The following is a 25,741-nucleotide window of genomic DNA, read 5'->3' as shown; positions in this document are numbered from 1 at the left end:
GGGAGGGGGTCATCATGGTCGCCATGATGATCTTCTCCCGGAAGGGCGCGTGCGCCCTCGCGCTGTGATCGCGCTCGCGCGGCGGGACGCCGCGCTCCGTACGAACCTCTGGCAGCAGGCGGTGGACATCCGCCGCGAATGGCTGGACATCGGATTCTCCACCGAGCCGGCCGACCGCCAGACCGCTGAAGAGGCCATCGCCTCGATCTGTCATCGCCGGCCCGAGTTCGTCTGGGTCGACTCCCCGCGCGCGGCCCGGCCGTACCTCGCAGGTCTGCCCACGCACGACGACCTGCGATCCTGGGTCGCCTCCCGGCGCCCACCGGGCCGCCCGCCGATCGCCAGCGACATCGCGGCGGGGCTCTCGTTTCTCAGGTCCACGGTGGACGAGACGTACACCGAACCGCCCTCGGACCGGCCCGCCCCGAAGCGCAAGAAAGGCGAGTCCTGGCCCCTCCTGCCGCCGGAGCGGGCCCTCGAGATGGGCCTTCCCTTTCGGGAGATCCTGGCCCAGGGCGTACGCCAATCGCTGTTCCAGACATTCTCCACCTTCTATCTTGCCGTGCGGGCGGCTCTCGGTCCGGTCCCGGTGGGCTGGTACGGGCAGCAGGACGCCTGGTGGATCGCCCACGTCGACGTTCTGCGCCGGCTCGGGCTGGTCGCGCCCGGCGCCGGTCGTGAGCTGGCCGCCTGGGAGGCGCTGGCCCGGTCGACGGGATGGTGGTGGCCCGGTGAGGACCGCTGTGTGCTCGTCGAGCGACCTGCCGCCGTACACAGCAAGCGTGTCGAATTTCGCGACGGGTGGGTCGTGAACCTGGGCGGCTGACGATTTGATGGTTCGCCGGGCATCGATTTGCCGGTGCCCGGCCCTACGATCGCGGAGTGACGACAACGCTGGCTCCGGAGCCGACGACTCTTCGCGCGGTGCCCGACATCGTCCGGCGCCGGCTGGCCACCCTCGACAACTGGCTCGACCCGCATTCGTGGGCGGTCACCGGGGTGATCGTGGTGATCGCGGCGATCCTGCGGCTCAACGGCATCACCAGCGCCAAGGGTTACGTCTTCGACGAGGTCTACTATCCGACCGACGCCTGGGACATGCTCCAGCACGGCGTCGAGTGGGACGAGAAGACCAACGGCCCGGCGTACGTCGTGCATCCACCGCTGGGCAAATGGCTGATCTCGGTCGGCGAGGCGCTGTTCGGCAACACCGAGCTCGGCTGGCGGTTCATGCCCGCCGTGGCCGGCATCCTGATGATCCTGGTGCTCGTCCGGGTGGCGTACCGGCTGTTCCACTCGGTCGTCCTGGCCGGCGCGGCCGGGCTGCTGATGACCCTCGACGGCTATCAGCTGGTGCTGTCGCGGATCTCGCTGCTCGACATCTTCCTCGGCCTGTTCATCCTGATGACGTTCGCCGCCGTCGTGCTCGACCGCGACCACTACCGGCGCGGACTGCTGCGGGCGCTGGAAACCGGCGGCGACCCACCCCGGGTGCCCTGGTGGCTGCTGACCTCGGGAGTGATGCTGGGCCTGGCCTGCGGCGTGAAGTGGAGCGCGCTGTTCTTCGCGCCCTTCTTCGCCGCGCTGGTGCTCGTCTGGCGGATCCAGGCACGCCGCTCGGCCGGCGTCCCGGGGCGGATCGGCCGCGACCTCGGCTGGCTGATCCTGACGCTGGGTGTGGCGCTCGTGGTGTACCTGGCCACGTGGACCGGGTGGTTCGTCACCGACACGGGCTACTTCCGGCACGACCGCGCGCGCAACGGGCGCGACGAACCGCCGGTGATCGGCGCGCTCATGAACCTGTGGCATTACCACCGGATGGCGTACGAGTTCCACAGTGGCCTGACCTCGAAGCATCCGTACCAGTCGTGGCCGTGGCAGTGGCTGCTGCTGGGCCGCCCGGTCAACTTCTACTGGCCCAGCGCGACCGGCTGCGGCGCCCCCAGCTGCGTACGGCAGATCCTGCTCCTCGGCACGCCGGTCCTGTGGTGGTCGTTCCTGCCCGCGCTGGCCGCCCTGACCTGGTTCGGCATCGCCCGGCGGGACTGGCGGGCGTGGGCGATCGGCACCGGCGTGGTGGCCGGCCTGCTCCCGTGGTTCTACTACGCGATCAAGGACGGGCGCACGATGTTCTCGTTCTACGCGCTGCCCGCCCTGCCGTTCCTGATCCTGGCCGTCGTCTACGTGCTCGGCGCGATCATGACCCCGCCGGAGGGCGTCACCACCGGGGCCGCGCGGTCGGACCGGCAGATGATCGGCACGATCGCGGCGGCGGCGTACGTGGTCCTGGTCGCTCTCTGCTTCGCGTACTTCTATCCGATCTTCGTGGGCTCGTCGATCCCGTACGGCAGCTGGTCCCAGAGAATGTGGCTGGGGAGCCGCTGGATCTGAGGAATCCCCTCATTCGGGGGCATCCGGCGTGGGAGCCTCCAGAAGTGTCGTTCACGATCAAGATGAGAATCATCGTCTCGATGGTGCTGATGCTGGTGATCTCGATGGTGGCGGTGGTCTGGTACATCACCCACCGCAACGCCGGCGACGCGCGGGACACCGGCTTCTCCTACGCCGACGAGGTCGCCCAGCGCAACGCCGCCGAGGTCCGGCAGGTGGTGCTGGGCGGCCTCGATACGGCGCGGGACATGGCTCAGGCGCTCTCCGTGACCTCGAGCCGGGCCGCCGCCAACGCCCAGCTGCGCTCGGTGCTGGCCGGCCACGACGACTTCCTCGCCGTGTGGACGGCCTGGGAGCCCGGCGCGTTCGACGGGCGGGACAGCCGGCACCGCAACGCGGGCGCGGGTGACGACGCCACCGGGCGCTTCGTGCCGTACTGGTACCGCGACGCCGGCAAGATCGCTCTCACGCCGCTGACCGACTACGACAAGAGCGGGCCGGGCGACTACTACCAGATTCCCAAGACCACCGGCGCCGAGAAGGTCATCGAGCCTTACCTGTACGAGGTCGGCGGTGTCGACACTCTGATCACTTCCGTCTCGGTGCCGATCAAACGCGGCGGTACGGTCGTCGGTGTCTCCGGCATCGACATGTCGCTGGCCAGCCTGCAGACGCTGGTCGGTGCGATCAGGCCGTTCGGCACGGGCCGGGCCGTGCTGGTCAGCACCGCGGGCGTGGTGGTCGGCGGTGGGGACTCCGCCGCGGCCGGCAAGGCGGCCCCGGACGACATCGCGGCGCTGGCGGCCAAGGCCGTGCAAGCGGGCGACACCACCCAGGAGGTCAGCGACACCGGCGACGAGACGCTGTGGACCGCGGCGCCGGTGGCGCTCGGGGCGAGCGACACGTGGACGCTCGTGGTCTCGGTGCCGACCGCCACGATCCTGGGCACGGCGAACACGACCCGCCAGATCAGCGTCGTCCTGACGCTGATCGCCGTGCTCGTCGCCGCGGCGGCGGCGCTGTACCTGGCCCGCACGATCGTGCGCCCGATCGAGAAGCTGCGCGACCGGATGGCCGAGATCGCCGACGGCGACGGCGACCTGACCCAGCGGGTCACCATCGCCCGCGACGACGAGGCCGGGCAGCTCGCCGGCGCCTTCAACCGCTTCGTGGAGAAGGTGGCGGTGACGATCCGCGGCATCGCCGACTCCACGGGCCGGCTGACCGGCGCCGCCCAGGACCTCAACCAGGTCAGCGCCCAGCTGCAGGCGGGCGCGGCCGACGCCTCGGGCCGGGCCCTGACCGCCCGTTCGGCCAGCGAGCAGGTCAACTCGGGCGTGCACTCCATCGCGGCCGGGGCCGAGCAGATGACCGCCTCCATCGGCGAGATCTCCACCAACGCGGCCCGGGCCGCGCAGGTCGCCAACCAGGCCATGTCGGTCGCCGAACGCACGAACAGCCAGGTGGCCGAGCTGGGCTCGGCCAGCGCCGAGGTGAGCGAGGTGGTCCGGCTGATCACGTCGATCGCCGAGCAGACCAACCTGCTGGCCCTGAACGCGACGATCGAGGCGGCCCGGGCCGGCGAGATGGGCAAGGGCTTCGCGGTGGTGGCGGGCGAGGTGAAGGAGCTGGCCCAGCAGACCGCCCAGGCCACCGAGCAGATCACGGCCCGGATCGGTGCCATCCAGTCGTCGAGCACGGCCGCCGCGGCCGCGATCGGCGAGATCGCCGAGGTCATCAACCAGATCGGCGAGTACACGACGACGATCGCCTCGGCGGTCGAGGAACAGACGGCGACAACGGCCGAGATGAGCCGCACGGTGACCGAGGCCGCGGCCAACAGCGGCGACGTGGCCCAGACCATCACCGGCGTGGCCGACGTGGCCTCCTCCACCGCCGGCGTGGCGGCGACGACCCAGCAGGCCGCGGCCAACCTGTCCGAGCTGGCCGCCGACCTGACCACCCTGGTCCGAGCATTCCGCTACTAGGGTTCGCCCGGCACGACGATCACGACCTCGCCCCGGCCGGGCGGGTTCCACCCCTCGCACGGCACAGTCGTACGGCTGGATGCCGGCCGTCCGGATCCGCACACCCACCGGCCCAGCGGGCGCCTCCATCTCCTTCAGAACCTCGGGCGGTCCCGGCGTCTCGAACGCAGCTGCTCGCATTCCCACCCGCCAACCTGAACCGTACTTGAGGTCAACCGCTATTGCTCGGGAAAAAGGGATTGTCAGAATGGCGAGCACGGGCTAATCTTCAACAAGTCAGAACGTCGAACGTACGAGAAAGGGGAGCGAGATGATGTGGCAGGCCACCAACATGGTCGCCCTCCGCGCGTGCGGACCGGTGTCCTGGCGACGAGCCGTGTCGGGGGTGTGCAGGCGAAACAGCTGATCAGCAGCTGTACGGCCGCCGCCCTCCCGGTTCGGGACGGGCGGCTTTTTCATGTCGTATGGGCGTAGCTCAATGGGGAGAGCGGCGGCCTCCAAAGCCGAAGGTTGCGGGTTCGATTCCTGCCGCCCGTGTGCTTAATTCCAAGACAATTTAATAGCACCCAGAAATGGGTCGAGAACGTGGCCACGCGGGCCGGCTGCGGCGGGTAGGACAACCGCCGGGCTAGCTGGGCGGGACTACTTGCGCTACCCACCCAACGCGCCGGCCACCTCTTCCCGAACCCGCCACCCTTCCCACCCCGCGCTCCCCGGCCACCGTCGTCGGCTGGCGTCTCTTCCCGCGTTCCCGGCCACCGCTCTTGCTGTCCGACTCGTCGGCTAGCGTTTCTTCCCGCGTTTCCGGCCACCGCTCTTCCTGCCCCATCTGTCGGCTGGCGTTTTCTCCGCCCACGCTTCTGACCACGGCTCTTCATGCCAGCCCGACGGCTGCCCTTCCGATTCGCGCTCTCGGCCATTCACACCTCACCCCACTTCTCCTTGCCAGCGCAGCCGTGTCGGGTGGGGAGTGGGTGCGGTAGGCGTGGTTGTGCTGGGGAGTGGGTGCGGTAGGCGTGGTCGTGCTGGTGGCGGTGGGCGCGGAAGAGCTCGCGGTGCTGGGGGCGGGCGCGGTAGGGCTCGCGGTACTGGGAGCGGGCGCGGTAGGGCTGGCGATGCTGGGTGGGAGCGGGCGCAGTAGGGCTGGCGGTGCCGGGTGGGCAGTGGACGCGGTAGGGCTGGCGGTGCCGGCTGGGCAGTGGACGCGGTAAGCCTGGTGGTGACGGGCGGGAGTGGGTGCGGTAAGCCCGGCGCGGCCGAGCCGGGTAATTGATGGGCTCGTAGCTCAGTAGGGAGAGCGCCCGCCTTGCAAGCGGGAGGTGGCCGGTTCGAGACCGGCCGGGTCCACGGTGGCGCGGCGGCGGCCGTGTCCCGACGAGTCGTCGTAGCTCAGCGGTAGAGCGCCGCCCTCATAAGGCGGAGGCCGGATGGTTCGACACCACCCGACGACATGCAAGCCCCTGTAGCGCAGCTGGACAGCGCGCCGGTCTACGAAGCCGGAGATCGGGAGTTCGAATCTCCCCGGGGGCACGGAGTGCCGCTAGCTCGACAGGTAGAGCAATCGCAGGGTGGAGGAGTTCGGTCTCATGAGCCGGGGATCGAATCCCGCCCCTGCCACCAAATCCCGGCGTTGTCGATACACTCCGGCCTCAACACGAGGGGGGATCGATGCGCGTCAGTCGGCGGGGGTTGTTCGGTGGGGTGGCCGCGGTGGGCGTGGGAGCGTTCGCCGGGTCGGAGCCGGCGCGGGCCGAGAGCTTGGACCGGCCTTTCGTGCCGGTGTCGGCACCCCATCTGATCGTCGCCGAGCAGATGGTGCAATATCAGCGGCTGCTTGCCGCGGGGCATCTGCCGGAAGGGCTGGCCGGGCACTGGCCGCTGTGCGGGGACGGCGTCGACCGCACGGGGCGTGGGGCGCTCGTCCGGGGCGCCGGCACCAGTTTCACCACGCTGCGGGCCGGTGGTGAGCTCAGTTTCGACACGACGCCGGCTGCCAATGCGACTGCCGCCGCCGTTCTCGACACGAGCAAGCCGTTCACCGTGTCGGCCTGGGTTCGGCTCGCGGCGGGTGCCGCCCTCACCACCATGTACACCGCGGTCAGCCAGGATTCGGGGGCGACCAGCCGGTTCCTGTTGCAGTGGGATCCGGAGTTCGGCTGGGCGTTCAAGGTGCGTGACCCGGCCGGAACCGTCAAGGAGTCGGCGGCCGGCGGCAACGGCGGTGATCCGCGTGGGGTCTGGGTCCATCTGGCCGGGGTCAGCGCCGGCGGCACGATCCGGCTTTTCGTCGACGGCGTGCCGGGCGCCGAGGTCGCCTCCTCGATCACGCCGTGGGCCGCGACCACCAGCCTCCACCTCGGACGGGCCACCTGGAACAGCGCGCCGGCCAACCGGTGGAACGGGGCGATCTCCGACGTCCGGGTCTATCAGCGCGCCTTGAGCGCCGACGAGGTCCGGGTGGTGTCCGGGGTCAAGGCCCGGGCCAACAACGTGTACGACATGGACAACCCGGCCGTGCTCACGTTCGGGAGTCCGGGTGATCCGGCCTCCTGGATCGCCCGCGCCCGGTGCGCCTCGTTCATCTCCGGGGTTCTCGGGCGTACGTACCCCTGGGTGACCGCCGCGTTCTTCGACCAGTTCTTCGGCGAGTCCCCGGAGGCCGAGGACTACCAGCGGGTCTTCGCCGCCGGCAGCTGTACCCGCTTCCGGCGCGTGGAGCGGGTCACCGATCTCCAGCCGGGCGACCTGATCGCCATCGACTACGACCCGGCCCGCACCGGACCGGGCCAGGTGAACAGCGGGCACATCGTGATGGTGCGCGAGCTGAAGGGTGAGAACCCGAACGGCCCGGCGATCGAGGGCGCGAAGCAGTACGCGGTGGAGGTGGTCGACTGCACGGCCGACCCGCACGGTGTGTACGGCAAGGCCACCTACGCGCCGTACCCGGACACCCGGATGGTCGACGACGTGAGTAATTTCCAGGGCGCCGGGATCGGCCACATGATGTTCTACGCCGACGCCGCCGGCCTGTTCGCCGGGTACCGCTGGAGCGCGAACAGCGGCAGCGACGGCACGTACCCGATCGCGAAGAGGCCTGTGGCCGCCGCCCGCGTCGTCTGAGCCCGGCGAGAGCGGACCGAGAGCGAAACGGAAGGCGCTCCCCGGATGATCCCTCCTGCCCGCACCTATCGGGCCGGGAGTGGGTTCAGGAGTGAGTGTTCTTTCTTTCCGCGTGCTCGGGCCGCTCGTCGTGGAGCGGGGAACCGAGACGATCGATCTGGGTGGGCCGCAGCGGCGCCTGGTTCTGGGGCTGTTGCTGGCCCACGCCGGCCAGGTGGTCTCGGCCGACGAGCTGGCCGACGCGTTGTGGGGCGAGCACCCGCCACCCTCGTACCGTGTGCAATTGCAGGGGATGGTCTCGGATCTGCGCCGGCGACTCGCGGCCGGCGGCGACCGGGCGGCCGCGCCGATCCTGACCAGGCCGCCCGGCTACCTGGTCCGGGTGAGCGGCGACAGCTTCGACCTGGCGCAGTTCCGCGCTGACGTCGCCGGCGCCCGCGCGCTGCGGGCCTCGGGTGACGACGAGGGCGCGGCCCGGCTGCTCGAAGTGGCCCTGGGGCGCTGGCGCGGGCCGGCCTTCAGCGGCCTCGAGCACGCCGCGATCGGCTTCGTCGCCGCCGCGGCCGAGGAGTCGCGGGCCGAAGCCCATGAGGAGCGGGTCGACGCGCTGCTCGCCGGCGGCCGCGTCGCCGGGCTGGCGGCCGAGTTGACCGCGCTCGTGGCCGAACACCCGCTGCGCGAGACCTTCCACCGGCAACTGATGACCGTGTACGCCGGGACCGGCCGCGCCGCCGAAGCCTTCACCGTCTACCGCGATCTGCGCCGGCGGCTGGTCGACGAGGTCGGCGTCGAGCCGTCCGAGCCACTGCGGGAGCTGCACCGGCGGATCCTGGCCGAGGATCCGGGGGTGCTCGCCGGGGACGGCCGCCCGCCGGTGAACACCTACCGCCAGCTGCCGCCGGACATCGCCGAGTTCACCGGGCGGGCGGCCGAAGTCGCGGCCATGGCCTCGTCCGTGTGCGGCGACCCCGCGACGGCGGCGACCCTGTGGACCGTGGCCGGCATGGCCGGCGTCGGCAAGACGCGTCTCGCGCTGCGCGTGACCCATCAGCTGGTCGCCGCCGGCCGGTACGACGAGGGCCAGCTCTACGTGGATCTGCGGGGCTTCGCGCCGGCCGAGGCGCCGGCCGACCCGTCCGCCGTGCTGGAGTCCTTCCTGCGGGCCTCCGGTGTGCCGGCCGGCCGGATCCCGCCCGATCTCGGCGGCCGGTCCGCCGTCTACCGCGATCTGCTGGCCGGCCGGCGGATGGTGGTCGTGCTGGACAACGCCGCCGACGAGGAGCAGGTCCTCCCGCTCCTGCCGGGCAGTTCGGCCTGCCTGGTCATCGTCACCAGCCGGCGCACGCTCGCGCTGGACGGGGCCCTTTCGGTCGAGCTGCACCCGTTCACCGAGGCCGAGGCGGTGGAACTGCTCGGCGAGATCGCCGGCCGGGCCCGGCTCGACGCCGAACCGGCCCCGGCCCGCGAACTGGCCGCCCTCTGCGGGCATCTGCCGCTGGCCGTGGCCCTGGCCGGGCAACGGTTGCGGGCGCGACCGTGCTGGACGGTCGAGCACCTGGTGACCCGCCTGTCCGGCCGGGCCCACCGGCTGGACGAGCTGGTGGCCGGCCGCCGGGCGGTCGAGCCGGTTCTGGCCCGGTCGTACGACGCCCTCGACCCGGCCGCTCGCCGCCTGTTCCGCCTGCTCGGCCTGCACCCCGGCGACGACATGACGCCGGCCTCGGTGGCGGCGCTGGCCGGGCTGGAGGTGGCCGAGGCCGAGGCGGGGCTGGAGGCGCTGCTCGACGAGCACCTGCTGCAGCAGTCCGTCCCCGGGCGCTACCACCTGCACGATCTGCTGCGGGAGTACGCGGTCCGGCTGAGCCGTCGCGACGACAGCACCGAGGAACGCGACCGGGCGTTGCGAGCGGTCCTCGACTGGTACCTGCACGGCACCCACGCCGTGCCGCTGCCGGCCGACCGCCGCGCCGCCCGCCAGTGGACCCGCGCCGAGTACGCGAACGTCCGGGCCGCGCTGTTCCTCGCGGCCAGCACGCCCTGGTACGAGCACGCCCAGCAACTGGCCACCTTCCTGCAGGCTTAGCGGTTTGTTAGCGGCCGCCGATACGTTCCGATCCGTTCCGCCGCAAGATCCGCGGCGGGGCGGATCGCACACCATCGAGGAGGTTGGACATGCACGAGCTTCACGTGCTGGACCTGTCCGTCGAGGACGTCACCGAGGGCTTCCAGAAGGAAGACACCGATCTCGGCAGCGAGACCTGGTGCGAGGCCAGCGCCGGCGGTGGCGGCAACGCCTGGTGTGACTGCTCGCGCAACGAGTGACGGTCACCGTGCGGGGTGGCGTGGACGCGCCACCCCGCACGGCATCACCCGGCCGAGGCCGCGAAGGGAAAGTCCCATGACATCCACCCTGGACCACCTGGTGTCGCCGGCGGGCATCGTCGCCACCGTCGGCCGCCCCGACGCCGCCCGCGGCCTGGCCCGGCTGACCGGTGTCGGCGCCTCCGCCGGTGGCCCGCGCGACGACCGGACGCGGGGCGGCGGCCGCTCGCTGCGCGGGCCGGAACACGCCCGCCTGATCGCCATCGCGGAGGCGGCGGAGCGGTACGCGGCGCGCGTCTACGGCGAGACCGCGCCGGCCGTGACCGCGACGGCGCGCGACCTCGACGGCATGGTGCTCGACCCGGCCCGGTACCCGCGCTGTTCGGCGGCCGAGCGCGCGCGACCGCAATGCCGTGTCGTGCCGTTCGATGCCGGTACGCCGATCCGCTGGGTGCGCGGGCTGGAGCTCACCTCGGGCGAACCGATCTGGGTGCCCGCGGTGCAGGCGGCCTATCGCCTGCACGACGTGACACCCGCGGAACGGTTCACCTACCGGATCTCCACCGGGTGGTCGGTGCACACCGACCCGGTCGAGGCCGTGATCGGAGCCGTCTGCGAGGTCGTCGAGCGGGACGCCATCGCGCTGACCTGGCTCCAGCGCCTGCCGCTGCCGCTGATCGGCGCGGAGGTCACCTCCGAGGACCTGCGTTATCTGCTCCGCGGGGCCGAGCGGCATTTCGTCCGGACGTACCTGTTCGACGCCACGACCGACCTCGGCGTGCCGACCGTCTACTGCCTGCAGGTCGCCGAGCACGACCCGGTGCTGCGCAACGTGGTCGGCTGTGCGACCGCCCGCGATCTCGTCACGGCGGCCGAGAAGGCGCTGGTCGACACGATGACGATCACCCCGTACCTGCACTCGGCCACCACACCGGTTCCCGACTCGGTGGACCGGATCCGCGAGATCGACGACGGCGCCCGGTACATGGGGTTGCCGGAGCGGGCGCACGCCTTCGACTTCCTGGTCGACGGCGCCCGGGACCGGCCGCGCCGGCGCCGCGAGCCGTTGCCCGCCGATCCGCGGGCCGCTCTGGCCCGGCTGACCGCTGTCTTCGCCGAGCGCGGCATGCCGGTGGCCGTGGTCGACACGACACCGGAAGACCTGGCCGACGCCGGACTGACCTCGGTGAGCGTCGTCATCCCCGACCTCCAGCCGATGAGCCTGCACCCGTACGCCCAGTTCCTGGCCCATCCCCGGCTGTACGGCGCGCCGGCCCGGATGGGACACCGGGTGCTGCCCGAACAGGAGTTGAACACATGGCCCCAACCGTTCGCGTGATCAGTGCCCTGGGCGTCGGCGCGTTCGGCCGCCGCGTCGCCGCCGACCTTCCGGCCACGCCGGCCGGTGATCTGGGAACCGCGTTCGCGAGCCGCCCGGACGTCGTGGTCGTGGCGTTGTGGCGGCCGTCGCCGGCCCTCTGCGACGAGGCCGACCGGATGTCGTTCGGCACCGGCACGCCGTGGCTTCCGGTGATCCTCGACCATCCCGTGGTCCGGATCGGCCCGTGGATCGCCCCGCCGGCGGCGCCGTGTTTCGACTGCTGTCGCCGGCGCCGCGCGCAGCACACCATGCACGGTGACAAGAGCGCGATGCTGCACGAGGCGTACGACCGGGACCCCGCCCTCGGTCCGTCCGGCTTCCTCCCGCATCACGCGCGGGCCACCGCGGCCACCGTCCGGCTCCTGCTGCGGCGCGTGGCGGATCTGGCCGGGCGCGTGGTCACGCTTCAGCCGGACGGGCCGCGCCTGACCGCCGATCCGGTCGCGCCCATGCCCGGCTGCGCCCGCTGCGGGCCGCCGGTGCGTCCCCGCGATCCGGCCGCGCTGTTCGGGCTCGGCACGCCGGTGGGTGCGCGGTGACCGCCCCTCGGCTGGCCCGCGGACTGGCTGTCGTGCCCGGGCCGAACGGCCTGCTCATCGAGGGCGGCCCGAGCCGGCACTGGTTCACCGGCCGCGCCGCCACCACGGTCCTGCCCCGGCTGCTCGACCTGCTCGACGGCCGCCACGACACGGGCGAGCTGGCCGCGGGTCTCGGGCTCGGCCCGGAACAGCTGGCGCCGGCCCTGGCCATGCTCGAGGCCCGCGGGCTGCTGGACGGCTCGCCCGGCGGCGACGCCTATTTCTCCCGCATGCTTCCGGCCGCGGGCGGCTACCGCTCCAGCGCCGAGTTGCGTGACGTCCTGCGCCGCGCGGTGGTCGTGCCGGCCGTCGCGGGTCCCGTCCGTGACCAGCTCGCGGCCGACCTGCTCGAGGCCGGTGTCGGGACGGTCTCGTCCGACCTCGGCGCCGCCCTCGACGGCGACGGGCCGCGGCTGGTGGTCGCCGGTGACGACCAGCTCGAGGCCGTGGTGGCGGTGTGCCGCCCGGCCGGGGTTCCCGTCCTGCGGGCGGCGGCCGGCGCCGATCAGATCCAGCTCGGCCCGCTCTTCGACCGGCAGATGCCGCTGTGCCCGTCGTGTCTGTCGACCGGCCTGGCCGGCGCCGGCTGGACGGTCGGTGGCGCCCCGGACGACGCGACCGCCGGCCTGCTCGCCGGTCTCGCCGCGGGTGAGGTGCTGGCCCGGGTGGCACACACCCATCAGCCCGCGCCGCCGCCTCGGGTCGTCCGGGTCACGGTGGCCGGCCTGACCTCGGAGGCCCGGCTGGCGGTGCCCGAGCCGGGCTGTGCCGAGTGCGGCCTGGCCGGCGGGGACGCCACCACCGCGGAGGCCTACGAGTGGTGGATGCGGACCCGCCGGCACGAGCCGGTGTGGGCGGGCCGGACCACCCCGGAGGAGGAGCGCCGGCTGCTGGAGCTCCAGACGACGCGCCCCGCGTTCTGGTCCTCGCCCCGCCGGCCGCTGCCGTCCGGCGACCCGCTCGGCACGGTCCTGTCCCGCGTCGCCGGGCAGCGGGCCGTGGCGGATCCGGCCGACCGGCGGCGGTGGGCGCCGAGCGGCGGCAATCAGGCGTCGCCGGCCGCCTACGTCATCACCGCCGACGGCGAGGTCTGCCGCTACGACGACCTCACCCACGAGCTCGTCGTGGCCCACGCCGACCGGATCGGCCTGGGCGAAGCCCTGGCCGGCACCGACCTGGCGCCCGGCGGGCTCGACGCGGTGCTGGTGCTGGTCGGTGACGTCGGCCGGCTCGGGCAGAAGTATGGCGCCTTCGCCTTGCGCCTGGCGCACCTCGACGCGGGCTGCGCGGCGATGCAGCTCGCGGTGGTGTCCCGCGAACTCGGCCTGACGGCGCGGCCGGCGACGGCCTGGGACGAGCGCCTCGCGGACGTGCTCGACCTGCGCCCGGACCGGGAGATCGTGACCGTCGTCGCCGGCCTGGCCGGCCTCGTGAGCTGAGAGGAGCGGGCGACCATGCCCCTTGTCGAGGAAACCGTGCTCATGGAGGAGGCCGGGCGTCTGCTGGGCCGTCGCCACAGTGGACCGGCACCCACTCCGGTCCGGCCGGTGGCGGCCCCACGGCCCGGCCCGCGGCCGTGGTCCGACGTTCTCGGCGACCGCCGGTCGGTCCGCCGGTTCACGGCCGATCCACTGTCGCCGGCCGAGCTCGCCTTCATCACGGGCAACGCCGTGGACATGCTCCGGCCGGAGTTCCCCCTCGCCGCGGACCTGCTCACCATCGGGACCACCGAGGTGCTCGGGTCGCTCGCGCCGACGGCCCCGGTGATCCTGGCCGTCCGGGGTGACCTCGTCCGCGCGTGCTCGCCGGCCGGGCCCGGATACGGCGGGCTGCTGGTCGCGGCCGGTGCCCTCGGTTACGCCGCGTGGCTGTCGGCCCTGTCGGTGGGGCTGTCCGCCTCCGTCTACGGCGCGACGACCGAAGCGGCGGGCCGCGCCGGCCTGCGGCATCTGTTCACCGTGGCGATCGGCCGGGCCGCGTGACCGGGGCGTCCCGGTGGCGGCGGATCGCCGCCCGGTTCCGGCCCCACCGCCGGGCGGTGCTGCTCGCGGTGACGCTGATGGCGGTCTCGGTCGGCTTGTCGGCGGGAAGCCAGCTGTTGCTGCGGAGACTCATCGACGAGGCCCTGCCCCGTCACGACGTCACGGCGGTCGGCTGGCTGTGCGGCGGGATGCTGGCCGCCGGCGTGATCGGCACGCTCGCCTCGGTCGGGCAGACCGCGCTCACCCACCGGACCGGCCTGCGGGTCGTGCGGGACCTCCGGGCCGATCTGTACGACCGGGTCCAGCGCCGGCCGCTCGGTTTCTTCACCGAGAACTCCACCGCGGAAGTGCAGGCCCGGCTCGTCAGCGACATGGGCGGCATCAGCGAGATCCTGACCTCGACCGGGCAGAGCGTCGTCTTCGCCGCCCTCGGCCTGATCGCCGCCTTCGCCGTCATGCTGGCCCTCAACTGGCCGCTCGCGCTCATCTCGATCGGCCTCGCCCTGCTGCTGAACCTGGCCAACAACGTGCTGGCCCGCCGGGGCCGGGTGCTGGCCCGGCAGCGCCAGGACGGCGTCGGCGAGATGATGCGCGTCGTCGGCGAGGACCTGAGCCTGTCCGGCATCGTGCTCGGCCGCACGCTCGGCCGGCAGGAGTGGCAGCGTGACCGCTTCGGCACCGTGTCCGAGCGCATCGGCGACCTGTCGTACCGCCAGCGGATGGTCGGCACCAACGCGTGGGCGCTGAGCGCGGTCACCTTCGCCTGCCTCCCGCCGGCGGTGTACTGGCTGTCCGGGACGGTCTTCCCCGGCCTGACTCTGGGCACGGTCGTCGTGATCGCCACGCTCCAGTTGCGGCTGTCCGGCCCGATCCAGCAGCTCCTGCAGCTGAGCACGACCGTGCAGAGCGCCGGGGCGATGGTCGACCGGGTCTTCGACTACCTCGACGCGCCGGCCACTGTGGAGCCGGCCGGCCCGGTGACACCGGGGCCGGTGCCGGCGCTGAGGGTCCGGGGGGTCGGATACACGTACCGGAATCGTCGCGCCCTGCACGACGTCGACCTGGAGATCCCGGCCGGATCGTTCGTGCTGATCGCCGGCGCGACCGGATCGGGCAAGAGCACGCTGGCGCTGGCCCTGGCCGGGCTCCTGCCGCCCGGCGAGGGTGTCATCGAGGTGGCCGGCTCGGGCCCGGCCGACGAGAGGCGGCTGCGGGAGCTGGTGACCCTGGTGCCGCAGGAGTCGGTGCTGTTCAACGCCTCGCTGCGGGAGAACCTGATGCTGGCCCGGCCCGGCGCCACGGCCGCCGAGCTGGCCGCGGCGACCTCGGCGGCCGCCCTCGACGAGCTCGTCGCCCGGCTCCCGGACGGGCTCGACACGACGGTGGGCGAGCGCGGTTACCAGTTGTCGGGCGGCGAACGGCAACGCCTCGCGGTGGCCCGCGGCTTGCTGGCGCCCCGTGGCGTGATCGTTCTGGACGAGGCGACGAGCGCCCTCGACCCGGCGACCGCCGACCGGGTCGTCCGCGGGGTCGTCGACCACGCCGGAGGCCGGACGGTGGTGATGATCGCGCACCGGATCCCGGCTCTGCACGCCGGCGACCGGGTGGTGCTGCTGGACGGCGGGCGGGTGCGGGAGTCGGGCACGCACGAGGAACTGATGGCTCTGGGAGGCGCCTACGCGGCGATGGGTGTGAGGCGCGACTCCGTTGCGCCGGCAACGGCGGCGGGTAGGTAGGTCCCCGTACTCACGAGGGCGGGAGGCCGAAATGTTCGGCAGGAGTCAGACGGTCGCGGATCAGCTGGTCGAGGTGCTGGTTCAGGCGGGTGTGCGGCGGATCTACGGGATCGTGGGGGACAGTCTCAACTCCCTGAGCGACGCCATCCGGCGCAGCGACGAGATCGAGTGGGTGCATGTGCACAACGAGGAGGCCGCGGCGTTCGCGGCAGCCGCCGAGGCGCAGCTCACCGGCAAGCTGGCCGTGTGTGCCGGCAGTTGCGGGCCGGGTAACACGCACCTGATCCAGGGCGTCTTCGACGCGCACCGGTCGGGCGTGCCGGTGCTGGCCCTCGCCTCGCACATCGTCTCGACCGAGATCGGCACCGGCTTCTTCCAGGAGACCGACCCGAAGCGCCTGTTCGAGCAGGCCAGCCACTGGACCGAGATGGTCTCGGCGCCCGAGCAGATGCCGCGGATGGCCCGCGTCGGCATCCAGACCGCGGTCGGCAAGCGGGGCGCGGCCGTGCTCGTGCTGCCGGGTGACGTGCTGGCCATGGAGGCGACGAACGAGACCGGTACCGGGCATCCGGTGGCCGGTCCGGTGATCGGCGCGCCGCCGGCCGACGTGCTCGAGGACCTGGCCGTACGGATCAACGCCGCCGGCAAGGTGGCCATCTTCGGCGGCATCGGCTGCACCGGCGCCCGCGACGAGGTGCTGCAGCTGGCCGGCGTGCTGAACGCGCCGGTCGGGCACACGCTGCGCGGCAAGGACGTGCTGCAGTACGACAACCCGTACGACGTGGGAATGACCGGTCTTCTGGGTTACGGCTCGTGTTACGAGGCCATGCACGAGGCCGACCTGGTCCTGCTGCTGGGCACCGACTTCCCGTACCGTCAGTTCCTGCCCCAGAAGAACACGATCCAGGTCGACATCGACCCGTCGCGGCTCGGCCGGCGCACCGCCCTCGAGCTGGGCGTGGCCGGCGACGTCGGCGCGACGATCCGGGCGCTGCTGCCCAAGCTGCGGCGCAAGGACGGCAAGTTCCTCGCCAAGATGCTGCACAAGCACGTCGACGAGCTCGACAAGGTCGTCAACGCCTACACCCACGACGTCGACAACCTCGTGCCGATCCACCCCGAGTACGTGGCGCGGGTGCTCGACGAGGAGGCCGCCGACGACGCGGTCTTCACCGTCGACACCGGCATGTGCTGCAGCTGGGCCGCCCGTTTCATCACCCCGAACGGGCAGCGCCGGATCCTCGGCTCGTTCGTGCACGGGACGATGGCGAACGCGCTGCCGCACGCGCTCGGCGCCGCCAAACTCGACCCGCGGCGTCAGGTCGTCTCGATGTCCGGCGACGGCGGCCTGGCCATGCTGCTCGGTGAGCTGCTGACCGCCCGTACCCATCAATTGCCCGTCAAGGTCGTGGTCTTCAACAACTCGAGCCTGGGCATGGTCCGCCTCGAGATGATGGTGGCCGGCGACCCGCCCTACGAGACCGATCACGACGCGGTCGATTTCGCGGCCATCGCCCGGGCCGCGGGTTTCCACACGGTACGCGTGGAGAAGCCGGGCGAGCTCAGGGCGGCCCTGCGCTCGGTGCTCGACCACGACGGCCCGGCCCTGCTGGACGTGGTCACCGACCCGAACGCGCTGGAGATCCCGCCGCACATCACCGCCGAGGAGGCGAAGGGTTTCGCGCTCTCCGCCGGCAAGACGGTGCTGGCCGGTGGGGTCGGCCAGATGCTGCAACTGGCCCGCACGAACCTGCGCAACCTCCCGCGTTAACGCCCGGCGCGGAGGTCGGCGCCCACCTCGTGGAGGTGACTCAAGGCTTGGCGGTACGAATCGGTCAGGCTGGTCATCTCGTACGGGACGCCGATCTCCGCGCAGTACGCCTGCACGATGGGCTGCGCCGTGGGCAGGTTGGGCGTCGGCATCGCCGGGAACAGGTGGTGCTCGATCTGGTAGTTCAGCCCGCCCAGGGCGATGTCGGTGAGCCGTCCGCCGCGCACGTTGCGCGAGGTCAGCACCTGCTTGCGCAGGAAGTCCTCGGTGCCGTCGGGGTGCGGCATGCCCTTGTGGTTGGGCGCGAAGGTCAGACCGAGATAAACCCCGAAGATCGCTTGGTGTACGACGAGGAACGCCACCGCCTGCAGCGGGGTCAGCACGAGGGCGAGCGCGGCGATGTATCCGACGAAGTGGACACTCAGCAGAAGCGCTTCCATGCCCCGGTGCTTGCGCACGGTGCCGTTCATCAAGGCGCGCACGCTGTCCTTCTTGAGCGAAAGGCCGAGCAGGGTCAGGAGCGGGAAAAAGAGATATGCCTGGTATTTGCCGATGAAACCGCGTGCATTCTCCGGCGACCAGGCGAGCACACCCGGGCCCACGTCGGGGTCGAGGTCGTCATGGTTCGGGTTGGCGTGGTGCTTGGTGTGTTTGTCCATCCAGTAGCCGTAGGACATGCCCATGGCCAGGTTGGCCACGATCAGGCCGGCCCGGGAACTCGGCTTGTTGGTGCGGAACACCTGCCGGTGGGCCAGGTCGTGCGCGACCAGCGCCGTCTGCGCGAAGACCACGGCCAGGACCGCGGCCACGGCCAGGGTCCACCAGGACGCGCCGATCAGGAAGAAGGCGGCCCAGCCGCCCACCAGCGCGGCGGCGACCAGGCCGAGGCGAAGCACGTAGTAGGCCGGGCGCCGGCGCAGCAGACCGGCCGCGTTGATCCGTCGGTTGAGCTCGGCGAAGTCGCTGCCGGCCGTCGATCTCGGCCGCTCTGCCATTGTCGTCATGCCGGTCAAGGCTTCTCGGTTTCGCCCGCGAGGGCAGTAATGCCAGGCCCCCGAATTCGGTAGGGCTAGCACTACTGCACCGACCGGCACCGGTGGGTCACGATGAGTCGGTGGAGACACGAGACTGGATTCGCGACGGACTGCGGGCGGTGGCCACCGGGCTGCTGACGATCGTGCTGGCGATCATGAACATCCCGCTGTTCGTGTTCTTCGTGCTCGGCCTGGTGCTGACCCCGGTGCTCGGCCTCGGCCTGGTGATCCTGCCGGGCGTGACCGCGCTGATCCGTGCCAAGGCCGACCTGTCCCGGCGGCTCGCCGGGTGGTACGGGGTGCGGATCGACCGGCCCTACCGCCCGCGCCCAGAGGGCAGCCTGCCCATCGGGTGGGGCGCGTTCCGGCGGATCGTCACCGACCCGGCCACCTGGCGCGACTTCGCCTGGCTGCTGCCCGGCGCGGTGGCCGGCCTGGCCCTCGGCATCGTGACGCTGGCCCTTCCGGCGTACGGGCTGGAGGGCATCCTTCTGCTGCCGCTCTGGCTGCACCTCGGCGGCGTCTGGTACGGCTACGGTGTCAACTGGCCGATCGAGAGTGTCGCCCAGGGCTTCCTGTCGCTGCCGCAGGGCGTGCTCATCGCCATGCTGGGCCTGGTCGTCGCGCCCTACCTGCGCCGCTTCGACGCGCTGTTCAACCAGCTGTTCCTCGGGCCGACCAAGGCCGCCGAGCTGCGCTCGCGGGTCAGCCGGCTGACCGTCACCCGGGCCGACGCGGTCGACGCCCAGGCCGCCGAGCTGCGCCGCATCGAGCGCGATCTGCACGACGGCGCGCAGGCCCGGCTCGCCTCGCTCGGCATGACCATCGGCCTGGCCGAGGAACTGGTCGAGCGCGACCCGGCCACCGCGCGCAAACTGCTGGCCGAGGCCCGCGAGACGAGCTCGGACGCGCTGACCGAGCTGCGTCACCTGGTCCGCGGCATCCACCCGCCGGTGCTGGCCGAGCGCGGCCTCGACGGGGCGGTGCGCGCGCTCGCGCTGACGCTGCGCATCCCGACGTCGGTCGACTCGACGCTCACCGGGCGGCTCGAGACGCCGGTCGAGTCCGCCGCCTACTTCGCGGTCGCCGAGTGCCTGGCCAACGTGGTGCGCCACAGCGGCGCCACCTTCGCCTACGTCAGCATGCACCACGAGGACGACTCGCTGCGCCTGGAGGTCGGCGACGACGGCCACGGCGGCGCCGATCCCCGGCGCGGGACCGGGCTGGCCGGAATGGAACGCCGCCTGGCCGCCTTCGATGGCACGATGTCCGTGTCCAGCCCGCCGGGCGGACCGACCATCGTGACCATGGAGGTGCCGTGCGCGTCGTCATCGCCGAGGACCATGCTCTCCTCCGGGACGGACTGACCAGGATCCTCCAGGCGTTCGACTACGAGGTGATCGCCGTCGTCGACGACGGCCCGTCGGTGCTGCCCACGCTGCTGGAGCGCAAGCCCGACGTGGCCGTGCTCGACGTCCGCCTGCCACCCACCTTCACCGACGAGGGGCTTCAGGCCGCCATCGCCGCGCGGGCCGAGATACCGGGGCTGCCGATCCTGGTGCTGTCCCAGCACGTCGAGCCGCTGTACGCCCGGGAGCTGCTCTCCGACCGCCGGGGCGGCGTCGGATACCTGCTCAAGGACCGGGTGTCGGACGTGGCGCAGTTCCTCGACGCCGTGCAGCAGGTCGCGGGCGGCGGCACGGTGATGGACCCCGAGGTGGTGGCCCAGCTCCTCGAGCGCAACCGCCCGATCGACGTGCTCACGGCCCGCGAGCGGGAGGTGCTCGGCGAGATGGCGGCCGGCCGGTCCAACGCCGCGATCGCGGGCCGGCTCTTCGTCACCGAGAAGGCCGTGAGCAAGCACATCAACAACATCTTCACCAAGCTCGGCCTGCCGCCGTCGGAGGACGACAACCGCCGGGTGCTCGCCGTGCTGGCCTATCTGGACAGCTGAGGCAACACTTCCGAGGCGATCAGGTCGACGTGGTCGAGGTCGTCCATCTCGGTGATCCGCAGGTGGACGCGGGTCGCGCCGATTTCTCGCAGCTCGCCGATCCGCTGGACGAGCCGGTCGGGGGAGCCGACCACCGGGTCCTCCGGCGGCAGCACGCTCTTGGCGTGCAGCGGGGCCTCGCGGCGCCGGGCCTCGGCGTCCGTGCGCCCCAGGGCCACGACGACACCGGCCGACAGGGTGATCGGGCGGGTGCGCTCCTTGCATGCCACGCGGACCCGCTCGAAGGCGGCGGCGGTGTCGGCCACGCTCTTGAACGGCATGTTGTACTCGTCGGCGTACCGGGCGGCCAGCTCCGGCGTCCGCTTCGGTCCCTTGCCGCCCACGATGATCGGCGGATGCGGCCGCTGGACCGGCCGGGGCAGCGCGGGCGCGTCCCGGAGCCGATAGTGCTTTCCGTCGTACGAATACCCCTCGCCCTCGGGCGCCGACCAGATCCCGGTCAGGATCTCCAGCTGCTCCTCGAGCCGGTCGAAGCGTTCACCGAGCGCCGGGAACGGGATGCCGTACGCGGTGTGCTCGATCTCGACCCAGCCCGCGCCCATGCCCAGCTCGACCCGGCCGCCGCTCATCTGGTCGACCTGAGCCACCATGATCGACAGTGGACCGGGCAGCCGGAACGTGGCCGAGTTGACCAGCGTGCCGAGTCGCAGTGTGGTCGTCTCCCGGGCCAGGCCGGCCAGCGTGATCCAGGCGTCCGTGGGGCCGGGCAGCCCCGGCTCGGGCGTCAGCGAGCGATAGTGGTCGGCCCGCAGCAGTCCCTCGAAACCGGCGTCCTCGGCGTGCCGGGCCAGCCTCAATTGGGTGTCGTACGTCGCACCCCGGTGCGGCTCGATGAACAGACAGACGCGCATCATCGTCCCTAATAATCCCTGATCCGGACGCATACCGGCTCATCATGATCGATCATCCGAGATACGTCCACTTCGTGGTTTGAGACGAACTTGTCATCGAGACATGGACCAGTTTGCCCTACGATCCCCGGTCGGGGCATCCCCGTCCCACGTTCGACCCCCCTCGGCGTTTTGCCGGGATCACACCCCCCACCGGAGGATCACGGTGCAGAGAAGGACCTTCGTGCGTTCGGTCGTCGCCGGCGCCCTCGCCCTCACGATGAGCGCCGCGGCCGGCTGCTCCGACGACTCCGGCGACTCGGGCGACAGCAAGGCCGGCGGCGGCAACGGCTCGACCGAGAAGATCACGTACCTGACCTCCTTCAACACCTTCGGCCGGGACGCGTACGCCTATGTCGCCCTCGAGAAGGGCTACTTCAAGGACGCGGGCTTCGACGTCGACATCAAGCCCGGCTCCGGCACGGGTAACAACATCAAGGCCGTCGTGGCCGGTCAGGCCCAGTTCACCCCGGTCGACCTGACCGGCGCCCTGCTCAACGCGGGCGGCAAGGACAAGGTCACCGGCTTCACCGCGGTCGCGGCGATCCAGCAGCGCACGATGGCCGCGATCATCTCGCTCGAGGGCAACGGCATCACCTCGCCGAAGGACCTCGAAGGCAAGCTGCTCGCCGACCAGCCCGGCTCCGTGGTGCAGGGGCTGTTCCCGACGTACGCGAAGCTCGCGAACATCGACGACACCAAGGTCAAGTGGCAGCCGGCCGACGCCAAGGCGCTGATGGGCACGCTCGCCTCGGGCCGGGTGCAGGGCATCGGCCAGTTCGTCGTCGGCAAGCCCACGGTCGAGGGCATCTCGAAGAAGAAGGCGGTCGTCCTGCCGTACAGCGACTTCCTCCAGGACCTCTACGGCAACGTCCTGATCACCTCCAGCGACTACGCCAAGAACAACCCGGAGAAGGTCAAGAAGTTCAACGAGGCGTTGCTCAAGGGCCTCCAGGACTCCATCGACAACCCGGCCGACGCCGGCAAGATCCTCACCAAGTACGTCCCCACGGCCAAGGCGGACTCGGCGGCCGCCGAGCTCACCCTGATGGCGCCGTACGTCCGCTCGGCCGCCGCCGGCATCCCGGTCGGCGCGCTCGACGCCGAGCGCGTGGCCCGCAGCATCGCCATCCTGCAGGGCTCCGGCCAGATCGACCCGGGCCTCAAGCCCGAGGCGGTCATCAACTTCGACCTGACGCCGAAGGCCTGATCCTTCCTAGGGGCGCGCCGTCTCGGACGGCGCGCCCGCTCTCTTAAGGAGCCCCCGTGGTGCAGGAGACGTTGGCCCGCCCCGATTCCCCGGCGGTCGCCCCGCCCCGCCGCCGCTGGTCGCCGTCGGTGGTCCTGTGGCCGCTGCTCGGTCTCGTGGTCACCGTCGCGGTGTGGTGGCTGTCGGTCGAGATGTTCGACCTGCAGACCATCATCCTGCCGTCGCCGCCCGAGGTCGTGGACGCGTTCGCCCAGTACCCGTCGCTGCTCCTGAAGGCCACCTGGGGCACCACCAAGATCACGCTGATCGGCTTCGCGCTGTCGGTGGTGGTCGGCGTGGCCATCGGCGCCGCGCTGGCCGCGTGGAAGCCGTTCGAGCGGGCGTTCGCGCCGCTCCTGGTGGCACTCAACGCCGTACCCAAAGTAGCCCTGGCCCCTCTGATGATCGCCTGGTTCGGCTTCGGCAACACCCCGGTGCTGGCCATGGCGTTCCTGGTCTGCTTCTTCCCGATCGTGCTGTCCACCGCGACCGGCCTGACCAGCACCCCGGCCGACCTGGCCGAACTGGCCCGCTCGCTGGACGCGACACGCCTGCAGACCTTCCACCGGATCCGGGTCCCGGGCGCCCTGCCGCAGATCTTCACCGGCCTCAAGCTGGCCATGCCGCTGGCCGTGATCGGCGTGGCGGTCGGCGAGATGCAGTCCGGCGCGGTCGACGCGGGCCTCGGCACGATCATCGTGCAGACCAGCGGCCAGGGCGACACGGCGACCGCCTTCGCCGCCCTGACCCTGATGGCGATCGTCAGCATCGTGCTCTACTACGCCTTGGTCTGGCTGGAGCACGTGTCGCTGCCGTGGGTGCGCGGCACCACCGGTTAGAAGTTTTCTCGCCGGCCGTGTCGAGAACGCGTGTGCGGCTCCGTCCCCGGTGGTGAGAGCGACCAGAATGGGGTCGCCGCCGCATCGAGGAGAGTTCCCATGGCCAAGTACCTGCTGCTCAAGCACTACCGTGGCGCGCCGTCAGCGGTGAACGACGTGCCGATGGACAAGTGGGCGCCCGAGGAGATCACGGCCCACATCCAGTACATGAACGACTTCGCGGCCCGCCTCGAGAAGTCCGGCGAGTACGTCGACGGCCAGGCGCTCGCCCCCGAGGGCGAGTGGGTCCGCTACGACGGCGAGGGCCGCCCACCGGTCACCGACGGCCCGTTCGCCGAGACCAAGGACCTCATCGCCGGCTGGATGATCATCGACGTGGACAGCCGCGACCGCGCCGTCGAACTGGCCGGCGAACTCTCGGCCGCCCCCGGCGCCGGCGGCAAGCCGATCCACGAGTGGCTCGAGGTCCGCCCGTTCCTGACCGAGACGCCCACCATCACCGAATGAACTCGTCCCTGCTGAGGGGCCTCACCCCCGGCGTGATCGGGGTCCTCGTCCGCCGCGGAGCCGACTTCGCGGCGGCCGAGGACGCCGTCCAGGACGCCCTTCTCGAGGCCGTACGGGTGTGGCCCACCGCCGAGCCCCGCGACCCGAAAGCCTGGCTGATCACCGTCGCCTGGAACAGGTTCCTCGACGCCACCCGGGCCGACACGGCCCGCCGCCGCCGCGAGGACCTGGCCGACGCCGAACCCGCGCCGGGCCCCGCCGCGGCCGCCGACGACACGCTGCGCCTGTACTTCCTCTGCGCCCACCCGTCGTTGACGCCGTCGTCGGCGGTGGCGCTCACCCTGCGCGCCGTCGGCGGCCTGACCACCCGCCAGATCGCCGAGGCATACCTGGTGCCCGAGGCCACCATGGCCCAGCGCATCAGCCGAGCCAAGAAGACGGTGTCCTCGGTCCGCCTCGACCAGCCCGGCGACGTGGCCACGGTCCTGCGCGTCCTGTACCTGGTCTTCAACGAGGGCTACTCGGGCGACGTCGACCTGGCCGCCGAGGCGATCCGCCTGACCCGCCAACTGGCCACCACGATCGACCACCCCGAGGTAGCCGGCCTGCTGGCCCTGATGCTGCTCCACCACGCCCGCCGCCCGGCCCGCACGGCCCCCGACGGCACCCTGATCCCGCTGGCCGACCAGGACCGCACCCGCTGGAACACCACCCTGATCGCCGAGGGCGTCCAGATCCTGCAGACGGCCCTGTCCCAAGACCGCCTGGGCGAGTTCCAGTGCCAGGCGGCGATAGCGGCCCTGCACGCCGACGCTCCCACCGCAGCGGAAACAGACTGGCTGCAGATCGTCGAGTGGTACGACGAGCTGACCGCCCTGACCGACAGCCCGGTGGTCCGCCTGAATCGCGCGGTAGCGGTAGGCGAGGCCGACGGCCCGCAGGCGGGCCTGGCCGCCTTGACCCCCCTGAACCCGTCCCTGCCCCGCTACACGGCAGTCGCCGCCCACCTCCACGAGCGCGCCGGCGACCTCCCCACGGCGGCCCGCCTTTACGCCCAGGCCGCCCGAGAGGCCACCAACACCGCCGAACGAGACCACCTGACCCGTCAGGCCGCCCGCCTCAACTTCCACGACCCGCGTTAGGGCCATCTCTCGTCGCGTTCGTTCCACCAGGTGACCAGCTGTCGCGCCGCGGCCTCGTCCGGCACGCCCAGCTCGTGCAGTTCTTCGACGCCACCCTCGCTGGCCAGCGCTACCAGGGCCGGTCCGATCAGGTGGTCGTCGCCGAGAAGGCGGCGGGCCTCGTGGATCGCGTCGCGGTGGTCGAGGGCCATCGCCCGTACCTGGTCGTCGGGGTCGTCCCTCAGCCGCACGGTCATGTCCTCCACCGCGTGGACGTCCAGGGCGGCCAGCTCGCGTGTGACCGCGTACAGGGCGTAGAAACGTACGTCGGCGTCTTCGTCCTCGCAGAGCTGGAACAGCGCCTCGGCGGCGGCCGGCTCCACCGCGGAGAGATTCACCAGCCCGGGCAGTGTCCCGGCCACGGAGAACCGCACCTGCGCGTCCGGATGCGTGGCGAGGCGTACGACGGCCGGGAGATCCTCGACGGCGGCGTTGTTGCCCAACGCGTACACGAGCTGGCTGATGACGTCCGGGTCCTCCTCGTCGGCGAGGCGGCCCCGCAGCAGGGGGATCGCCTCGGTGCGGAACGGCCGCTCGTCGCCGAGCCGGCTCAGGATCGCCGCGCCGAACTCGCGTGAGGTGGCGTCCTCGTCGTTCAGGAGCTCGGCGGCCCGATCGAAGACCGGGCGCTCCGGCCGGCGGTGCAGCTCGGCCAGGTGGGGCTGTGGCACGTCGCCGCCGACGTCGATCTCGCGGCGGGCCAGGCGGAGCAGCAGGTCGAGCGGCATCTCGGCCAGCAGGTCCAGGTCAGTCACTCG

The 25,741-nt window shown here is 71.9% G+C and carries 21 protein-coding genes and 4 tRNA genes; 22 read left to right on the top strand and 3 right to left on the bottom strand.

Translation table 11 applies throughout. The features are described from left to right. The first annotated feature begins 49 nt into the window (after positions 1–49). From AB0C26_RS04195 to AB0C26_RS04120, 16 genes are all read left to right on the top strand, one after another. Positions 50–826 (top strand): DUF6745 domain-containing protein, encoded by a 777-nt coding sequence (locus tag AB0C26_RS04195; RefSeq protein ID WP_360241216.1) that lies wholly within the window; start codon positions 50–52, stop codon positions 824–826. A 56-nt stretch (positions 827–882) separates the two neighbouring features. Beyond that, positions 883–2,391: a phospholipid carrier-dependent glycosyltransferase gene (locus AB0C26_RS04190; RefSeq protein WP_360241213.1), complete on the top strand. Its 1,509-nt coding sequence runs from the start codon at positions 883–885 to the stop codon at positions 2,389–2,391. 44 nt (positions 2,392–2,435) lie between these two features. Then, complete coding sequence (locus AB0C26_RS04185) at positions 2,436–4,379, top strand: methyl-accepting chemotaxis protein (RefSeq protein WP_360241210.1); 1,944 nt, start codon at positions 2,436–2,438, stop codon at positions 4,377–4,379. 464 nt (positions 4,380–4,843) lie between these two features. Continuing rightward, positions 4,844–4,916: transfer RNA gene (locus AB0C26_RS04180), tRNA-Trp, on the top strand. Between the two features lie 737 nt (positions 4,917–5,653). Further along, a tRNA-Ala gene (locus AB0C26_RS04175) sits at positions 5,654–5,726 on the top strand. 31 nt (positions 5,727–5,757) lie between these two features. Then, positions 5,758–5,830, top strand: a tRNA-Met gene (locus AB0C26_RS04170). Positions 5,831–5,835: 5 nt separating this feature from the next. Then, positions 5,836–5,909 (top strand) — tRNA-Arg (locus tag AB0C26_RS04165). 138 nt (positions 5,910–6,047) lie between these two features. Then, positions 6,048–7,499: a LamG domain-containing protein gene (locus AB0C26_RS04160; protein ID WP_360241207.1), complete on the top strand. Its 1,452-nt coding sequence runs from the start codon at positions 6,048–6,050 to the stop codon at positions 7,497–7,499. A 91-nt stretch (positions 7,500–7,590) separates the two neighbouring features. Next, complete coding sequence (locus AB0C26_RS04155) at positions 7,591–9,582, top strand: BTAD domain-containing putative transcriptional regulator (protein WP_360241204.1); 1,992 nt, start codon at positions 7,591–7,593, stop codon at positions 9,580–9,582. Between the two features lie 89 nt (positions 9,583–9,671). Continuing rightward, the gene (locus AB0C26_RS04150) at positions 9,672–9,821 is read left to right on the top strand and encodes a hypothetical protein (protein ID WP_360241201.1); all 150 of its coding nucleotides are present in this window, start codon (positions 9,672–9,674) and stop codon (positions 9,819–9,821) included. 76 nt (positions 9,822–9,897) lie between these two features. Then, positions 9,898–11,160, top strand: coding sequence for a YcaO-like family protein (locus AB0C26_RS04145; protein ID WP_360241198.1), 1,263 nt, complete (start codon positions 9,898–9,900; stop codon positions 11,158–11,160). Further along, a complete protein-coding gene (locus tag AB0C26_RS04140; protein WP_360241195.1) occupies positions 11,139–11,741 on the top strand; it encodes a TOMM precursor leader peptide-binding protein in 603 nt (200 codons plus the stop codon). Before AB0C26_RS04145 ends, AB0C26_RS04140 begins: the two co-directional genes overlap by 22 nt. Then, positions 11,738–13,219, top strand: coding sequence for a nitroreductase family protein (locus AB0C26_RS04135; RefSeq protein ID WP_360241192.1), 1,482 nt, complete (start codon positions 11,738–11,740; stop codon positions 13,217–13,219). The genes AB0C26_RS04140 and AB0C26_RS04135 overlap by 4 nt, the downstream gene beginning before the upstream one ends. A gap of 15 nt (positions 13,220–13,234) precedes the next feature. Further along, entirely contained in the window at positions 13,235–13,762 is a 528-nt protein-coding gene (locus AB0C26_RS04130; protein ID WP_360241189.1) for a hypothetical protein, read from the top strand. Continuing rightward, on the top strand, positions 13,759–15,498 hold the full coding sequence (locus AB0C26_RS04125) for an ABC transporter ATP-binding protein (protein WP_360241186.1): 1,740 nt from the start codon (positions 13,759–13,761) through the stop codon (positions 15,496–15,498). Before AB0C26_RS04130 ends, AB0C26_RS04125 begins: the two co-directional genes overlap by 4 nt. A 31-nt stretch (positions 15,499–15,529) precedes the next feature. After that, a complete protein-coding gene (locus AB0C26_RS04120) occupies positions 15,530–17,269 on the top strand; it encodes a pyruvate dehydrogenase (protein ID WP_360241183.1) in 1,740 nt (579 codons plus the stop codon). On the opposite strand, the gene AB0C26_RS04115 is transcribed toward AB0C26_RS04120, so the two are convergent. Then, positions 17,266–18,273 (bottom strand): acyl-CoA desaturase, encoded by a 1,008-nt coding sequence (locus tag AB0C26_RS04115; RefSeq protein ID WP_360241180.1) that lies wholly within the window; start codon positions 18,271–18,273, stop codon positions 17,266–17,268. The genes AB0C26_RS04120 and AB0C26_RS04115 overlap by 4 nt on opposite strands. 110 nt (positions 18,274–18,383) lie before the next feature. On the opposite strand from AB0C26_RS04115, the gene AB0C26_RS04110 reads away from it, so the two are divergent. Both AB0C26_RS04110 and AB0C26_RS04105 read left to right on the top strand, forming a co-directional pair. Then, positions 18,384–19,670: a sensor histidine kinase gene (locus tag AB0C26_RS04110; RefSeq protein WP_360241177.1), complete on the top strand. Its 1,287-nt coding sequence runs from the start codon at positions 18,384–18,386 to the stop codon at positions 19,668–19,670. After that, positions 19,622–20,257, top strand: a complete 636-nt coding sequence (locus AB0C26_RS04105; RefSeq protein WP_360241174.1) for a response regulator transcription factor — start codon at positions 19,622–19,624, stop codon at positions 20,255–20,257. Before AB0C26_RS04110 ends, AB0C26_RS04105 begins: the two co-directional genes overlap by 49 nt. On the opposite strand, the gene AB0C26_RS04100 is transcribed toward AB0C26_RS04105, so the two are convergent. Then, positions 20,242–21,168: an LLM class F420-dependent oxidoreductase gene (locus AB0C26_RS04100; protein ID WP_360243512.1), complete on the bottom strand. Its 927-nt coding sequence runs from the start codon at positions 21,166–21,168 to the stop codon at positions 20,242–20,244. The genes AB0C26_RS04105 and AB0C26_RS04100 overlap by 16 nt on opposite strands. A gap of 259 nt (positions 21,169–21,427) precedes the next feature. Here AB0C26_RS04100 and AB0C26_RS04095 point away from each other — a divergent pair, with 259 nt between their 5' ends. The 4 genes from AB0C26_RS04095 (at position 21,428) to AB0C26_RS04080 (ending at position 24,944) form a co-directional block, all read left to right on the top strand. Then, complete coding sequence (locus AB0C26_RS04095; RefSeq protein ID WP_360243509.1) at positions 21,428–22,417, top strand: ABC transporter substrate-binding protein; 990 nt, start codon at positions 21,428–21,430, stop codon at positions 22,415–22,417. 56 nt (positions 22,418–22,473) lie between these two features. Further along, a complete protein-coding gene (locus AB0C26_RS04090) occupies positions 22,474–23,295 on the top strand; it encodes an ABC transporter permease (protein ID WP_360241171.1) in 822 nt (273 codons plus the stop codon). 99 nt (positions 23,296–23,394) lie between these two features. Beyond that, the gene (locus AB0C26_RS04085) at positions 23,395–23,802 is read left to right on the top strand and encodes a YciI family protein (protein WP_360241168.1); all 408 of its coding nucleotides are present in this window, start codon (positions 23,395–23,397) and stop codon (positions 23,800–23,802) included. Beyond that, the gene (locus AB0C26_RS04080; RefSeq protein WP_360241165.1) at positions 23,799–24,944 is read left to right on the top strand and encodes a sigma-70 family RNA polymerase sigma factor; all 1,146 of its coding nucleotides are present in this window, start codon (positions 23,799–23,801) and stop codon (positions 24,942–24,944) included. The genes AB0C26_RS04085 and AB0C26_RS04080 overlap by 4 nt, the downstream gene beginning before the upstream one ends. Here the strand turns inward: AB0C26_RS04080 and AB0C26_RS04075 are convergent. Then, complete coding sequence (locus tag AB0C26_RS04075) at positions 24,941–25,738, bottom strand: HEAT repeat domain-containing protein (RefSeq protein ID WP_360241162.1); 798 nt, start codon at positions 25,736–25,738, stop codon at positions 24,941–24,943. The two genes, AB0C26_RS04080 and AB0C26_RS04075, sit on opposite strands and share 4 nt — an antisense overlap. Between the last annotated feature and the right edge of the window lie 3 nt (positions 25,739–25,741).

Source organism: Actinoplanes sp. NPDC048796, assembly GCF_040650035.1.
Taxonomy (GTDB): domain Bacteria; phylum Actinomycetota; class Actinomycetes; order Mycobacteriales; family Micromonosporaceae; genus Actinoplanes.
The sequence above is the reverse complement of the archived record's forward strand: the minus strand, read 5'-3'. Positions and strand labels throughout refer to the sequence as shown.

Bases quoted from the DNA above. Each gene is read 5' to 3' on its own strand.
- AB0C26_RS04160 (WP_360241207.1), top strand. From the start codon at position 6,048: ATGCGCGTCAGTCGGCGGGGGTTGTTCGGTGGGGTGGCCGCGGTGGGC.
- AB0C26_RS04150 (WP_360241201.1), top strand. From the start codon at position 9,672: ATGCACGAGCTTCACGTGCTGGACCTGTCCGTCGAGGACGTCACCGAG.
- AB0C26_RS04145 (WP_360241198.1), top strand. From the start codon at position 9,898: ATGACATCCACCCTGGACCACCTGGTGTCGCCGGCGGGCATCGTCGCC.
- AB0C26_RS04140 (WP_360241195.1), top strand. From the start codon at position 11,139: ATGGCCCCAACCGTTCGCGTGATCAGTGCCCTGGGCGTCGGCGCGTTC.
- AB0C26_RS04130 (WP_360241189.1), top strand. From the start codon at position 13,235: ATGCCCCTTGTCGAGGAAACCGTGCTCATGGAGGAGGCCGGGCGTCTG.
- AB0C26_RS04120 (WP_360241183.1), top strand. From the start codon at position 15,530: ATGTTCGGCAGGAGTCAGACGGTCGCGGATCAGCTGGTCGAGGTGCTG.
- AB0C26_RS04115 (WP_360241180.1), bottom strand. From the start codon at position 18,273: ATGACGACAATGGCAGAGCGGCCGAGATCGACGGCCGGCAGCGACTTC.
- AB0C26_RS04100 (WP_360243512.1), bottom strand. From the start codon at position 21,168: ATGCGCGTCTGTCTGTTCATCGAGCCGCACCGGGGTGCGACGTACGAC.
- AB0C26_RS04095 (WP_360243509.1), top strand. From the start codon at position 21,428: ATGAGCGCCGCGGCCGGCTGCTCCGACGACTCCGGCGACTCGGGCGAC.
- AB0C26_RS04085 (WP_360241168.1), top strand. From the start codon at position 23,395: ATGGCCAAGTACCTGCTGCTCAAGCACTACCGTGGCGCGCCGTCAGCG.
- AB0C26_RS04080 (WP_360241165.1), top strand. From the start codon at position 23,799: ATGAACTCGTCCCTGCTGAGGGGCCTCACCCCCGGCGTGATCGGGGTC.